Source organism: Chitinophaga sp., assembly GCF_039596155.1.
Taxonomy (GTDB): domain Bacteria; phylum Bacteroidota; class Bacteroidia; order Chitinophagales; family Chitinophagaceae; genus Chitinophaga.
This window is the reverse complement of the sequence record NZ_JBCNKF010000003.1, coordinates 290,052-305,623: the sequence shown is the minus strand read 5'-3', so window position 1 is coordinate 305,623 and position 15,572 is coordinate 290,052. Positions and strand designations below refer to the sequence as shown.

Genomic DNA, 15,572 nt, shown 5'->3' with positions numbered 1-15,572 from the left:
TCAAAATATGGGCTGACCAAAAAATGGTCAGCCCATATTTTTTATGGTACCTGATGGGAATATATCTCTGGTGGGGCAGCCTCCTTATAATGAAAAATATCTCCCATTCTTCCGGGTCCATTAATATGTTACTTTTCATCCAACGGGAACCATACGTTCACACGGGTACCTGATGGCTGATTTTCTTCATCATACAGGTCTTCAATATTAAAGGTCACATCCAGATTGAATCGCTTGTTATACAAAGCCAGCCTATCGCGCGTGATCTGGATCCCCCTGGAATGATGCTCCTCTCCCGCCTGCTGTTTTAAGGCTGCTGACCTTTGCCTGCCAATACCATTGTCTTCTATGGTACACTGCACACGATCTATCTGCTTCGTAAATATTATCCTTACTATCCCCTTTTCCTTTTTATGTAACAATCCGTGCCAGATGGCATTCTCTACAAATGGCTGGAGGATCATTGTCGGGATATCTGTAAAATCAGGATCCAACTCTTCGTCTATATGGATATCACAATCAAATTGATCGGCAAAGCGAAGCTTTTCCAGCTCCATATAATTTTCCAGCATCCTGATCTCCTTTGCAATGGGAATGCTGTTCAGCTGTGAACTATCCAATACATTCCTGATCAGCCTTGCAAAACGCCCGAGGTATGAGAGTGCCTGTTCTGTTTCGCTTTTCATCATGAATGTCTGAATAGAGTTCAGGGCATTGAAAATGAAGTGGGGGTTCATTTGTGCTCTCAGGGCCTTCATTTCCAGCTGGGCTATCTGGTGCTCTATCTCAGTGCGCCTGCGCGCCTCTCTTTTGATGAGGTAGATCCTGATCCTGAAATAAGTGTAAATAACGGCGATGATCAGTAACAGGCCGAGTAACCTGAACCAGGTGGTTTGCCAGAATGCCGGCATGATATTAAAGTACAAAGTCGTTACCCCCGACGAAAAAGTTCCTGCGGTATTCATACTTCGCACCCTGAATACATAGTTGCCGGGAGACAGGTTGGTATACCTTGCTACCAACACCCCATTCGCCTGCACCCAGTCTTCATCTACCCCATCCAGCTGATAAAAGTACTGGATGGCTTCATGGTGGTATTGCAGGCTTTTAAATTCTATGTTGATAAAGTTCTGACGGTGATTCAATGCCAGCGGCGCCGCTTTGTCAAACAGGGTATTCAGCTGTATGCTACTGTCCATCGCCCTGAAACTGATGATTGTCACTTCAGGAGGGGAAGGTGCCACCTTCAGGGCAGCCGTGTCTAATATTACGAAGTGATCTGAAGCACCTATCATCAATCGCCCGTCCGCCAGCCGTACAATCCGTCTTCTTACCTTCCGGTTGTTGTCAATGATCTGCTCTGTCTGTACAAAGGTTTCCAGTCCAAAGTTCCTCCTGTTAAAACGATAAAAGCCATAAGGTGTAGTAAACCATAATCCCTTAGTGCCAGACGATAACATACTCAGTACCCATTCGTCAAAGAGCGCATCATTGATCAGGAGCGGATTGGCAGTATGACTCAGGATATTATATATCCAGAGGCCATGTTCTGTACCGGCTACCAGCGTGGAGTCGTCCAGCAATTCAAGACAGGTAATGTTACTAACGGATAACTGGCCATGCGCAAACAGCTCTCTCGACACGATCTTCTGCGAGATATGATCATACCTGATCAGGCCAGCATCACTGGTCGCCAGCCATAAAATACTGTCTCCCTGCCTGGCTATATCCATGATGGTGATAGGATGCCGGATCTTGTTCAGCAGGTTCCGGCAAACCATAAAAGTATCTGTGGCAGGATTCCAGCGTACCAGCCCATTCTTATATAACCCTATCCATACGGACGTGTCGCTTTCCGGCAATAGGGTCATGAGTGTCTGATTGCCAAACACATCTTTGTGCTTATGAGCAGCAAACTTCCCCCGGCGGGGATCAAATATTGAAAGCCAGCCATTCTCCTGCCCTATCAGTACATTACCATCCGGCATCTGCGCAAAGCTCCATACCAGTCCTTTTTCTTCAGGAATTTCCGACAGGAATTGTTTCTTCAATTGCAGGGAGGGGTTCAGCCAGCTGAAGCCCTTGCCCCAGTAACCCGCATAGATATTTCCTTCGTTATCCTGGAAAAGATCAGTGACTTCCGCCTGGGGTAATTTAGCATGGGGATTTCGCTGATCCATGATACGAAATGCCTGATCAGGTGGATTCAGAATATTCAATCCCCTGTCAGTGCCTATCCATAGCCGGCCATCTCTGTCGTTTAAAAAGCAGTTGACTTCAAAGTCATAGTGGAGTCTTTTGTCGTCTTCATTATTTGCGCGGATGTTGACGTGGAAATTGTTGTTCTTTTCATCATAACGGTAAATGCCTCCCTGTTCGGTAGCTACCCAGATCTGCCTGTCCTTATCTTCGGTAATGTCAGTGACCATATTCCCTTCCGGAGGTTTATTGATCCTGAAAGGCCAGGCCTTCAACTGGTTTTGTGCGGGCAGATAACAGTATAATGTGTCGTCAAGTCTACCGCCGGCCCACAACCGTTCGCGGCTGTCTATGAAAAACTGCTTCACGCTGGTTGGTAGATTGAGCAGGGGAATATGCAGGGGATTGTTATCACGGCCATATAGGTGTTTGCGGTCGGCACTTAGCATATAGATTCCCTTCTTTCCGCTGATCCAGAGGTTGCCGGCACTATCTTCAGCGATGGCACTGTACATTTCTTGTCGTGCTGCCTCAGGTACTTCTTTAGGAATGACAAAGGACGCTGAGTTTTCGTTGTAGCGGTACAATCCTTCCTGGGTAGTAACCCAAATGACGCCTGCATGATCCTGTATGATATGACTACAATATACATTACCGATGCCGGCAGGGAGCATATCCATTTTCAGGACTTTTACTTTGGATGTAGCAGGATCATAGAACCTGATGTTATCAGGTGCCCCCATCCAGATCCTCCCTTTTTTATCTTCACAGAGGCAGATGTCATCATAATAAATAGACCCCGGCACTTTGTCAAAACTGGCAATGGTGATCAGGTTACTCCCGTCATAACGTTGCAGGGCGGTACTGGCGATCCAGATAAACCCCTTATGGTCCTGTAAGACAGCAGATACATGATTGCTGGCCAGGCCGTCGCTAAGATCCAGGTGTTGGAATGAATATGACAATGTTGACTCCTGTGCATGCACAGGGTAGCCATATATTGTAAGCAGCCAATATATAAAAACAGCAATACGGTATTGCACATTCATAAAGGTGGGGAAAAACTAAAAGTAACTAATATTACTGAACACCTACAGCCAGCTTATATTTTTCCTCGTCAAAGGCCTTTTCACTTTTGGCCATCACGATAGTAGCTACCCCGTTTCCGATCAGGTTAGTGATGGCCCGGGCTTCGCTCATGAAGCGGTCCACCCCTATCAGCAATGCAAGTCCGCCGGCGGGTATTACCTTGATCACGGCCAATGTAGAAGCGAGTACGATAAAACCGCTGCCGGTTACGCCGGCTGCACCTTTGGACGTGATCATGAGGATGCCGATAATGGTTAATTCCTGCCAGATGGTGAGGTCTACTTTTGCCGCCTGGGCCAGGAAGATCATAGACATACTGAGATAGATGCTGGTGCCATCCAGGTTAAAGGAATATCCTGCGGGGATGACGAGCCCCACCACTTCCTTATGACAACCCAGTTTTTCGAGTTTCTCCATGATACCTGGTAGTGCGGATTCAGAGCTGGATGTACCCAGTACGATCAGCAGTTCATTACTGATAAACTTCAGGTATTTCCAGAGGCTGAATTTATACAGGTACGCGATTGTTCCCAATACGATGAAGATAAAAAGGAACATGGTCAGGTATACACAGAGCATAAGTGAGATCATGGGGTGCAGTGCTTTGAGGCCAAATTTACCAATGGTAAACGCCATGCCACCGAAAGCGCCGATAGGTGCCAGTTTCATAATAAACCTAAGCACATTGAAGAACACTTCTGATATGCGTTCAAAGGTATTGAGCAGGCCATCGCCTTTGCCATTCAGTTTGGTGATGCCGTAGCCAAACAGAATGGCGAATACCAGCACCTGGATAATTTCACCTTTGGCAAAGGCTTCGACTGCATTGGCGGGCACGATATGGAGCAGGAATTCCGTCCAGCTAAAACCGGCAGCGTCCTGTTGAATCTTCGCTGCTTTTTCAAGGTCGGCACCTGAGACGGCGGAAAAGTCCATGCCTTTGCCGGGCTTGAGGTAGTTAGCTACCACGAGGCCAATGGTAATGGCAAGGGTGGTAACTATTTCGAAGTAGAGTAGCGCTTTGCCTCCGACCTTTCCTACTTTCTTCATGTCGCCCATCCTGGCGATGCCCAGTACGATGGTGAGGAAGATGATGGGGGCAATCAGCATCTTGATCAGGTTGATGAAGATAGTACTGATCAGTTCTCCTGTTGGGGCTATTTGTGGATAATAGTGGCCTACAAGAATGCCGATGATGATAGCAATGATAACCTGGAAGTAGAGGTGGCGCGTTAGTTTTCTCATTGCATCAAGATAATAATTTCTTTCAACGAGCCACAGGGAATTTCTACATCCTTTGTCTATTGCAGCAGCGGCCACGGGTGATGCAAAAAAAAACACCTGATGCACATGCACCAGGTGTTTTTACTTATAAAAAGGTATATTATGCTTTTACAGCAGCGATACCTGGCAGGGTCTTTCCTTCGAAGAACTCCAGCATAGCACCACCACCTGTAGATACATAGCTTACTTTCTCAGCCAGGCCAAACTGGTTAACCGCAGCCACTGAGTCACCACCACCTACCAGAGAGAATGCACCCTGTGCGGTAGCCAGTACGATAGCATCAGCCACAGCTTTGGTACCATTCTGGAAAGCTTTCATTTCAAACACGCCCATAGGACCATTCCACAGGATGGTTTTGGACTGTTGGATAGTTTCGCTGAAGATAGCGACAGATTTAGGTCCGATATCCAGACCCATCCAACCAGCCGGGATGTTGTCATTGCTAACGGTCTGGGTGTTTGCATCGGCAGCAAATTTATCAGCTGCTACAGAGTCAACAGGCAGGATCAGCTGAACGCCTTTCGCCTTCGCCTTAGCGAGCAGTTCCAGCGCCAGATCCAGTTTCTCGTTTTCACACAGAGAGCTACCGATTTCTTTACCCTGCGCCTTCAGGAAGGTGTAAGCCATACCACCACCGATAATGATGTTATTTGCTTTTTCCATGAGGTTTTCGATGATCAGGATCTTGTCGCTCACCTTTGCACCACCCAGGATAGCGGTGAAGGGCTGTGCAGCACCATGCAGTACTTTCTCTGCGTTGCCTACTTCCGCTTCCATCAGCAGACCAAACATACGTTTGTCAGCAGGATAGAATTCAGCAATCACAGCTGTAGAAGCGTGTGCACGGTGGGCAGTACCGAATGCGTCGTTTACGTAAACGTCACCGAGTTTAGACAGTTTCTCTGCGAAGCCTTTATCACCCTTTTCTTCTTCTTTGTAGAAGCGCAGGTTTTCCAGCAGCAGTACTTCGCCTGGTTGCAGGGCAGCAGCCGCTTTTTCGGCTACTTCACCAATACAATCGCTGGCGAACTTCACGGTCACACCATCCAGTAATTTGATCAGGTGGTTAACCAGGTGTTTCAGAGAATATTTATCGGTAGGACCATCTTTAGGACGACCCAGGTGAGACATCAGGATTACGCTACCGCCATCAGCGAGGATCTTCTTGATGGTAGGAACAGCAGCGGTCATACGGGTATCATCGGTGATCTGGAATTGATCGTTCAGTGGCACGTTAAAGTCAACGCGCACTACTGCTTTATGACCTTTAAAGTTGAAATCGGAAAATTTACTCATTGGTTCTGTTTTACTCTCGGGTGAATAAACGATAAATGGTGAACAGTGAATGGTGGAAACAAATTTTCACCATTTACCATTCACCATTTACATCTTATGATCTATAAAGCTTATTTGCTGATCAGACCGGCGAAGTACTTAACGGTACGAACCAGCTGAGACACATAGCTCATTTCGTTGTCATACCATGATACAGTCTTAACCAGTTGTTTGTCGCCTACAGCAACGATCTTAGTTTGAGTAGCATCGAACAGGGAACCGAAAGTGATTCCGATGATGTCGCTGCTCACGATCTCGTCTGTAGTATAACCGAAAGATTCGTTAGAAGCAGCCTTCATAGCAGCGTTGATTTCTTCAACGGAAGTCTTCTTCTTCAGAACGGTAGTCAGTTCAGTCAGGGAACCAGTGATGGTTGGAACACGCTGTGCGTTACCATCCAGTTTACCTTTCAGGCTAGGCAGCACCAGACCGATAGCTTTAGCAGCACCAGTACTGTTAGGTACGATGTTAGCAGCAGCAGCACGTGCACGACGCAGGTCACCTTTAGCGTGAGGTGCATCCAGGGTATTCTGGTCGTTAGTGTAAGCGTGGATAGTGGTCATAACACCCAGCTCGATACCGTAGTTATCTTCCAGTACCTTCGCCATTGGCGCCAAACAGTTAGTAGTACATGAAGCACATGAAATGATAGTTTCGCTACCATCCAGGATGTCATGGTTTACGTTGAATACTACAGTCTTCAGGTCACCAGTTGCAGGAGCAGAGATAACAACTCTCTTAGCACCCGCCTTGATGTGAGCTTCAGCTTTGTCTTTATCAGCGAAGAAACCGGTTGATTCGATTACAACGTCAACACCGTGGTTACCCCAAGGAATTTGAGAAGGATCTTTTTGAGCGTAAATTTTCACCTCATGTCCGTTAACGGAGATAGCGTTATCGGAGTGTTGCACATCAGCATCGAAACGACCCTGAGCTGAATCGTATTTCAGCAGGTGAGCTAAAACTGCGGGACTTGTAAGGTCATTAATAGCTACCACGTCTATACCTGGCATATTGAAGATCTGGCGGTATACTAAACGGCCGATACGACCGAAACCATTAATACCGATTTTAAGATTAGTTCCCATTTTACACTGAGTTTGTTGAGATTGAAAAAAATTGATTGCGAAGTTACATGCTAGACGGGGATAAAGCAATAGAATTTTAAGTTAACGAAATTTTTTTTGGAAATATGAAAATCCCGCTTACCTTTGCAATCCTAAAATATGGAATCGCGCCATAGCTTTTAGATAAGCCGCGTTGGTCAATCGGCTAAGACGCCTCCCTTTCACGGAGGAATGACGGGTTCGACTCCCGTACGCGGTACCAGTAAAGAGGTTGCTCAATCGGGCAACCTTTTTTATTTTGTGCCGCATATGATTATACCTGAATCCCTGCTCCTGACTCATTGTATAACCACACCCAGCGTCCTGGTAGCCGCTTTGTTTTTACAAAACTCCGTCACATAAAAGCTGCGTTCTTATCCGTTGCCAATTCCATTGCCGCAGGAATTGCGCTGGTGATTGTTATCTATTTGTTTATCGAACTGTTTTTTACTTTTGACCAGACCAGTTCCTGGCCAGATTCCCGGGTCAGTTCTTTTTCAACTACCGTGCAGCATTCTTCTTACTATTACTGATCGTTTATGTGGCTGCAATTTCGCTCACTTTTTTCACGAAACTTAGGACCACAGTCGTATTTTCATTGATTTTGCTCATTGTTTATAGCTGTCTGATCTTCTCTGAAAAGCGCTATTTGGTCATTACTGGTTTCGATCGGGATACATTATCCTCCAGCTGGCCTTATTACGCACCTCCCATTTATGAATTGTTATACCCTTTTACACTGGCTGCCGGCTATTTCGTAATTTGCTACTTCATTGCCGTAAAGAAACATGCAAGCCAGCATCACTAAATACGAGTTTAAATCCGGACTACCCGTAGAATTCGAAATCATTCCACTGGATAAGCTGTATAGTCACCACGCTGACATGCTGACGACGCCACATCGTACCGGCTTCTATCACATCCTTTGGTTCCGGGAAGGCACTCCTGTTCATTGGGTAGACTTTGAGCCCATTCAAATACAACCCGGCACATTACTCTTTCTGAACAAAGACAGGGTACAGCGTTTCGATGTACAGGCCGACGCCGAAGGCTATGCCATCCTCTTCACTGCCGATTTCTTCAACAAAGACCTCAAATATCTCCATGGCAACATCCTATTCAACGACCTGATGAAGGTGGCCATGATCCATTTGTCCAATAATACCCGGCCCTTCAGTGAGCTGGTAGATCTCATGCAATGGGAACTCGCACATCTCAAAGATGCCGGCCAACCGGATATTTTGCACAACCTGCTGCATAATTTCCTGCTCTATGCAGAACGTGAATACCGCCAGCAAGCATTCACAGAACTGAAGAAAAACGCAGACCTGGATTATTTACTCCTATTCAGGGAAATGCTGGAAGTGCACTATCAAATACAAAAACAGGTACAGTTCTACGCCCGCGAACTCCTGGTCACAGAAAAGCGGCTAAATACCGCGACCTCCAATACGGTAGGCAAAACCCCAAAGGAAATGATTGACGACCGGGTCATGCTCGAAGCCAAACGCCTGCTCGCCCATACACACGGCACCATCAAGGAGATTGGCTACACTCTGGGCTACGAAGAGCCTACCAACTTCATCAAGTACTTCAAAAAGCATGATGGTCGTACACCTGTTGAATTCAGGGAACAATTCCTCAGGGAGTAAAAGTATCATACAATATCCCATTCCTACCTTTTCAGGGCATCCTATAAGCTGCAACTTTGCATTATGAAAGACAGCAAACAAAAGGTCATAGACCTCCTAAACAGCCTCGAAACTGGTGACGCAGCTCCGGTTGCCTATATCAATCCAGAAAAGTATACACAGCACAACCTCGCGATTGCCGATGGCCTCGCAGGCTTTGGTGCATTGGTGCAAAATAAACCGGCACAGGGTTTCAAAGTGAATATCGTACGCGCCTTCCAGGATGGCGATTATGTATTCACCCATACCGAATATGACTTCTTTGGTCCCAAAATCGGTTTCGACGTTTTCCGTTTTGAAGAAGACCGTATTGTAGAACACTGGGATAATTTACAGGAACCGGTATCACCTACCGCCAATGGACATTCCATGACGGATGGAGCGACAGCGATCACTGATCTGGACAAAACCACAGCCAATAAAGCATTTATACAGCGTTTTGTGGAAAAGTTCCTCGTAGAAGGCGATACAACGGTCATTCCTGATTACATCAAAGCTACCGGCTACATACAGCACAATCCTCATATCGCCGATGGGTTGGAAGGATTACAACAGGCATTGGCTTACTTTGCAGCCAATAAAATAGGGTTTAGCTATACTACTATCCACAAAGTGCTGGGAGAAGGCAACTTTGTACTGGTGATCAGCGAAGGCCAGATGGCAGGTGTACACAGTACATTCTATGACCTGTTCCGGGTGGAAGGTGGAAAGATTGCCGAACACTGGGATGTAATTGAGGCTATTCCCCCAGCTGATCAATGGAAAAATCAAAATGGAAAATTCGGTTTTAGATAAGTTATTAGATCATTTTGGATCTCACTCACAGATGGCTTTGGACCTTAGCCCACGCGAAAGGCTCAAAGCCATCCTGACCACCACACCTCCCCCACTGGCGGAGAAGGTACTGGCATTGACAGATGAATTATTCAGTCAGGAAACACGGCCGGCTGTAATAGTGAACGAACTATTGTGGAAAGGAGATATCACCACCCTTAAAGCAGATGCGATTGTAAATGCAGCGAATTCGCAGATGCTGGGTTGTTTCCACCCTTTTCACAAGTGTATTGACAATGCCATCCATTCAGTGGCAGGCCCCCGCTTACGGGAGGCCTGTTATCAACTCATGCTACAACAGGGACATGCAGCACCTACCGGGCAGGTGATGATTACACCGGGTTATTTTCTGCCTGCCAGGTATGTACTGCACACAGTAGGTCCCATTGTCGGACACAGGCAACCGACGCCTTTACAGGAACAACAACTGGCCACGTGTTACACCAATTGCCTGGAAATGGCAGCTGCTCATGGTGATATTGAAAGCATCGCATTTTGCTGTATATCCACCGGCGTGTTTGGCTATCCTCCTGAACTGGCAGCGAAAGTCGCTGTAAACACTGTACAAGATTGGTTAATAACACATCCGCATAGCCGCGTACAAAAGGTCATCTTCAATGTATTCAGCGACGCTGATTATCTGGTTTATCAAAAAGAATTAGCTGTATGGAAATTGGGAAATTGATCCGTGATGCCAAAGTTGTTTTGATTGGCGCAGGTGCTGGTATGAGTGCTGCAGCAGGCATAGACTATACTGACGCAGAAAGATTCCGGCAACTCTTTCCCGTCATGTATCGACGGGGCTTTCGTAACAACTACCAGTTAATGGGCTACCAGGGTTTATCTGAGGCGATCACCTGGGGATACCATGCCATGCATGTGCAAAACGTAGCTTACGATCACCAGCAGGCAACTGTATACCAGCAATTATTCTCTCTGGTAAAAGACAAGGAATACTTTGTCATCACTTCAAATGTGGATACTATGTTCGCGAAGAATGGCTTTGACACCGGGCGAATTTTTACACCACAGGGTAATTATAAGCTGATGCAATGTATGCATCCCTGCTCTGACGAAACATATGATACACGACCTATTCTGGATAGACTACTGGCACACCTCGATCCTTTAACACATGAGATTACAGATCCGGCTGTAATCCCCAGGTGCCCAAGGTGTGGTGGCGATATGTTCATGAATGTTCGTGGCGGCAAATGGTTTATTGAGAAACCCTACGAGCAGCAAAGAGCACGCTTTCAGGCATGGATACATCAGCATTTACACACACCGATGGTCATTATGGATATGGGTACCGGCTTTAATACCCCCGGTGTAATACGCTGGCCCATGGAGCAGATCACCTACCACAACCCCTCCGCTTATCTCCTTAGATTTAATCGTGACCATCCTGAAGTGCCTGCTGAAATCGCAGCCCGCTCTCATCAGATAAAAGGAAATATCAGCGAAATGCTTGCTATGCTATCGTAAAAGCTCCTATCGGCATATCACAGTACAGAATCAGGTATTTATACGCTACTGAATTATTTCAGGAGCTGGTAATTTTGGGGTGTTCGAATTCATAACCCCAATAATTACATCATGAACTTCACTAATCTTCAGGAACAGGTGATTCAAAAACCTGTCGTACAGGAACTACTCCTGTGGAACAAATTTTACACCAGCGCTGTGCTCAACTTTAACATGCAGGCACAGACTCAATCTAACTGGTGTTGGGCGGCTACCTCCAACAGCATATCTCATTTCTACTCTGCGTTATTAAATCCATGGTCACAGTGTAAAATTGCATCTGCCGAATTAGGACAAACCTGCTGCACATCGCCCGTACCCGGGCCTTGTAATGTACCCTGGTACCTGGATAAAGCACTCACCCGCACACAGAACTTTATCTCCATAAAAGGAGGTACCTTAACCTGGGAAGAGGTAAAAGCACAGATCGACGCTGGCCTTGTAGTAGGTACCCGCATTGGCTGGTCAGGCGGTGGTGGCCATTTTATGGCTATTTACGGTGTTTCTAAGATCCTTAATACAAAGTACTTCCATATTGACGATCCAATCTATGGGAAGAGCGTACTCACCGTTAGCCAGTTCTCTACTAACTACCAGGGTAGCGGTACATGGACACACAGTTACATCACCAAAAAACACTTTTACTTTATGTGGATCAAAGACCTGGTATTCAAACCAGAACTGCTCAAACCCATTCCTGAAGTGCGCCCCCTTATCCGCTTGCAGCACCCTGAACTGAAAGCTGACAAAACAGCTGCAGAGCTGGAACTGAGCTTTGCTCACCATACATATGTCGTAGGACTGAAAGATATAGACAAAGATTTTACAATCCCGGAAAGACCCAGTTCTCTCCGCGTGATAGAACTGGATCAAAAAAAACCTGTGGCACTCTACGACCTTGCTACTACTGCAGAAAATCCTGAAGTATTACAGGTGAACACAGATCATGACTACCTGCACCGCATAGAAAGTGGCATGGAGAAGATCAAATCCAGCCTGCAACAAAAAGAAATCGAAGGCGAAATGCGGGTAGTGAAATTCCCGGCGCTGAACCTCGAAGCACTGTGGTTGCACACAGATGGAAAAGAAAATGACCGATATTATTTACTGCGTCATTTTGGCCAGGAAGATACAGTGCTGAATGAAAGCAGTTTCAGAGAGTTAGTACTCAGACACAAGGCTGTCGCAGAAAGACAGGATGATTTGATGGGTGCTTAATTAAGTCATTCATTTTCAAAGCAGGTCCCTTTGTTGATTGCTGATGCCTATTGTATCGACAATCAACAAAGGGAGTTATTGTTTCCTGATAAGTTAACTTCATCGCGATCATTGATGCCATTTTTTTGTTAATAAATAATTATTCCCTAAACTTGTAATACCATATCATTATTCCTATTTGAAGACACTCATTAAAACCTATATTTTCTCCAAGGCCCAATTTTAGATACCCATTGGTCCCTTTACATTGATTATTAAATAGCATCCCATGAAATCCAGATTTTCCCTCGAACCTGCGAAGGGAGGCAAGCTGCTGCGCCTAACCCTGTTCGCCACCATCCTGACGATGGTCTCTCTTACACCCACGTATGCACAACGCTACAACTATGCAGAAGTTTTGCAAAAGTCAATGTTCTTTTACGAAGCACAACGTTCGGGAACTTTGCCTGCAGATAACCGCATTACCTGGCGAGGCAATTCCGCGCTCTCCGATGGTAGTGATGTAGGCGTAAATCTGACGGGCGGCTGGTATGATGCCGGCGACCACGTAAAGTTCAACTTCCCGATGGCTTTCTCTGCAACCATGCTGGCCTGGGGTGCGATTGATTTTGCCGATGGCTATAACACCTCTGGTCAGATGAAGTACCTGAAGAGTAATCTTCGCTTTGTAAATGATTATTTCATTCGCTGTCATACCGCACCAAACGAATTCTATGGTCAGGTAGGCAATGGTGGTACAGACCATGCATGGTGGGGCTCTGCCGAAGTGATGGCAATGACGCGACCTGCTTACAAGATCGATGCAACCCACCCGGGCTCTGACCTTGCTGCAGAAACAGCAGCTGCCATGGCTGCCGCCAGCATGGTGTTTAAAACAGACGATCCGGCTTACAGCGCCACGTTGCTCTCACACGCTATTCAGTTGTATAATTTTGCTGACACTTATCGTGGGGTATATTCTGCTGCCATCACAGATGCTGCCAGCTATTACAATTCTTTCAGTGGCTACAACGACGAACTGGTATGGGGCGCCATCTGGCTCTATCGTGCTACCGGCGATGCAGCATGGCTCGCCAAGGCAGAGACCTACTATGCAAATCTCTCTACCGAATCTCAGACCTCCATCAAATCTTACAAGTGGGGACTTGCCTGGGACGATAAGTCTACCGGCTGCTATGCACTGCTGGCCAGGCTTACCGGCAAGTCTCAATACAAAGAAGATATTGAAAGACACCTTGACTACTGGACCGATGGTTACAATGGAGCACGCATTAAATACACACCCGGCGGCCTCGCCTTCCTCGATGTATGGGGCGCGCTGAGATATGCTATCAATACAGGTTTCCTGGCTGCTTATTACAAGGACGCTGCTACTACAACAGCCAAAGGCACTAAGTACTACACCTTCGCACAGTCACAAATGAACTATGCACTGGGAAGCAATCCTAACAATCGTAGCTATGTATGTGGCTTTGGAAACAATCCGCCTGTAAAACCACACCACCGTACTGCGCATGGCTGCTGGACCAATAACCTGACAGGCCCTCCTGCGGAATCCAGGCATATCCTGTATGGTGCATTGGTAGGCGGTCCTAACAATGATGATTCCTATACTGATGATCGTAGCAATTATGTGAACAACGAGGTGGCTACTGACTATAATGCTGCATTCTCTGGTCTGGCAGCAAAGCTGGTACAGGATTTTGGAGGTACTCCGCTTGCTAACTTCCCGGTGGCAGAAACGCCTACCGGTGAATTCACTATTGAAGCAAAGATCAATGGTAGTGGCACTACTTATACCGAATGGTCTGTGTGGGTGAACAACCATACTGCATGGCCGGCACGTATTGCCTCTAAACATGTATTTCGCTTATTTATTAATATCTCAGAAGGTCTGACTGCCGGTTATAAGGCCACTGATTATGTCGTTTCTTCCAACAATGCAGATGTAACTTTTACACAATTACAACCCTGGGATACCACCCAGCACCTTTACTATACCCAGGTTACTTTCAACCCATCCATCAAGATCTGGCCAGGGGGTCAGGGAGAATCGAAGAAAGAATCCCAGATCCGCATCCGTCTTCCCTACGAAGCACCTGCCAGCGCATGGAACGTAGCAAATGACTGGTCTTCACAAGGCGTAGATGGTACATTGAAAGAGGTAAGCCACATTCCGCTCTATGTAAATGACCAGCTGGTATATGGCAGCACCCCGACACCTGCAGTAGTTGTACCCGTAACAGGTATCATGGTTACACCGGCTGTAGATACGCTGAACATCAATACTACCAGACAACTCACAGCCACTGTGTTACCAGCTGCCGCTACCAATAAATCTGTGACCTGGACTTCCGCCAATACAGCGATTGCCACTGTCAGCAGTACAGGTCTGGTAACTGCCCTCGCTCCTGGTAGTGCAGCCATCATTGCTACTACGGTCGATGGTGGGTTCAAAGATACCAGCTATATCTATGTCTCAAATGTAGTCGCACCTAAGCAGTATACGATCACTACAGCAATATCAGGTACCGGTGCGGTTGCACTCAGCCCTGCAGGAGGTACGTATACGGCAGGTACGATCGTTACACTGACTGCTACACCCGGTAATGGTTACCTTTTCAGCAACTGGAGCGGTGGTATAATTGACACGCTGAATCCTGTGACGGTGACCGTCAACAGTAACCTCGCTGTTACGGCGAACTTCAAGCAGTCTGTAAACACAGGTACCTGTGCGAATCCTGCTATAGTGGCTTTACCATTTGCGAAAGATGGTGCCGGTGAATTCTGCTATGTGATTACAGGAAATATCTCCTATATCAATTCATGGAATCTGTCTAAACTCGAAATCAATGGTACAGATTACACCAATACGTGGTCTAATAACTTACCAGCGAGAGTAAATGGTAATTACTATGTGCATTATGTAGGCGCTTATAACTGGTCTCATTTTGAAGCTGCCGGTACTGAGGCAGGCGCGAGAAAAGTTGCTGAAGAAAAAGCTATTACTGCTGCCATCTATCCTAACCCGGTTACACAGCATAGCTTTGCTATTCGTGTAGCAGATAAGGCGATTACAGATGTGATTGTAACAATGACAGATATGTCAGGCAGGGTCGTATTGAGAAAATCGGCGAAAGCAAACGAGACAATGACCATTCCATCTGCTATACCAACAGGCATTTATAGCGTGGAAGTAAGTACTAAGACAAAGAAAGTGATGAGCACTAAACTGATGATTCAGTAAGTAAAGGAGGTTGTATTGAAAGTAATCTGAAGAAGTGTACA

General features: G+C 46.4%; 10 protein-coding genes and 1 tRNA gene. 7 read left to right on the top strand and 4 right to left on the bottom strand.

Going from position 1 to position 15,572, the window contains the following annotated elements:
* Positions 1–128: 128 nt before the first annotated feature.
* The 4 genes from ABDW33_RS04875 to gap all read right to left on the bottom strand — a co-directional run bounded on the left by ABDW33_RS04875 (position 129) and on the right by gap (position 6,996).
* Positions 129–3,248 (bottom strand): two-component regulator propeller domain-containing protein, encoded by a 3,120-nt coding sequence (locus ABDW33_RS04875; protein ID WP_343688937.1) that lies wholly within the window; start codon positions 3,246–3,248, stop codon positions 129–131.
* Positions 3,249–3,279: 31 nt separating this feature from the next.
* Positions 3,280–4,533 (bottom strand): C4-dicarboxylate transporter DctA, encoded by a 1,254-nt coding sequence (gene dctA, locus ABDW33_RS04870; protein WP_343688936.1) that lies wholly within the window; start codon positions 4,531–4,533, stop codon positions 3,280–3,282.
* A gap of 139 nt (positions 4,534–4,672) precedes the next feature.
* Positions 4,673–5,869 carry a phosphoglycerate kinase gene (locus tag ABDW33_RS04865; protein ID WP_343688935.1) on the bottom strand — a complete coding sequence of 399 codons (1,197 nt, stop codon included), beginning with the start codon at positions 5,867–5,869 and terminating at the stop codon, positions 4,673–4,675.
* 110 nt (positions 5,870–5,979) lie between these two features.
* A complete protein-coding gene (gene gap, locus ABDW33_RS04860) occupies positions 5,980–6,996 on the bottom strand; it encodes a type I glyceraldehyde-3-phosphate dehydrogenase (protein ID WP_343688934.1) in 1,017 nt (338 codons plus the stop codon).
* Between the two features lie 166 nt (positions 6,997–7,162).
* Here gap and ABDW33_RS04855 point away from each other — a divergent pair.
* The 7 genes from ABDW33_RS04855 (at position 7,163) to ABDW33_RS04825 (ending at position 15,531) form a co-directional block, all read left to right on the top strand.
* Positions 7,163–7,237: transfer RNA gene (locus ABDW33_RS04855), tRNA-Glu, on the top strand.
* A gap of 565 nt (positions 7,238–7,802) precedes the next feature.
* Entirely contained in the window at positions 7,803–8,666 is an 864-nt protein-coding gene (locus ABDW33_RS04850) for a helix-turn-helix transcriptional regulator (RefSeq protein ID WP_343688933.1), read from the top strand.
* A 63-nt stretch (positions 8,667–8,729) separates the two neighbouring features.
* Positions 8,730–9,500, top strand: a complete 771-nt coding sequence (locus tag ABDW33_RS04845; protein WP_343688932.1) for a nuclear transport factor 2 family protein — start codon at positions 8,730–8,732, stop codon at positions 9,498–9,500.
* Entirely contained in the window at positions 9,478–10,224 is a 747-nt protein-coding gene (locus ABDW33_RS04840; RefSeq protein ID WP_343688931.1) for a protein-ADP-ribose hydrolase, read from the top strand. Before ABDW33_RS04845 ends, ABDW33_RS04840 begins: the two co-directional genes overlap by 23 nt.
* The gene (locus ABDW33_RS04835; protein ID WP_343688930.1) at positions 10,206–11,027 is read left to right on the top strand and encodes a hypothetical protein; all 822 of its coding nucleotides are present in this window, start codon (positions 10,206–10,208) and stop codon (positions 11,025–11,027) included. Before ABDW33_RS04840 ends, ABDW33_RS04835 begins: the two co-directional genes overlap by 19 nt.
* A 111-nt stretch (positions 11,028–11,138) precedes the next feature.
* Complete coding sequence (locus ABDW33_RS04830; RefSeq protein ID WP_343688929.1) at positions 11,139–12,284, top strand: papain-like cysteine protease family protein; 1,146 nt, start codon at positions 11,139–11,141, stop codon at positions 12,282–12,284.
* A 268-nt stretch (positions 12,285–12,552) separates the two neighbouring features.
* Entirely contained in the window at positions 12,553–15,531 is a 2,979-nt protein-coding gene (locus ABDW33_RS04825) for a glycoside hydrolase family 9 protein (RefSeq protein ID WP_343688928.1), read from the top strand.
* Positions 15,532–15,572 lie beyond the last annotated feature (41 nt).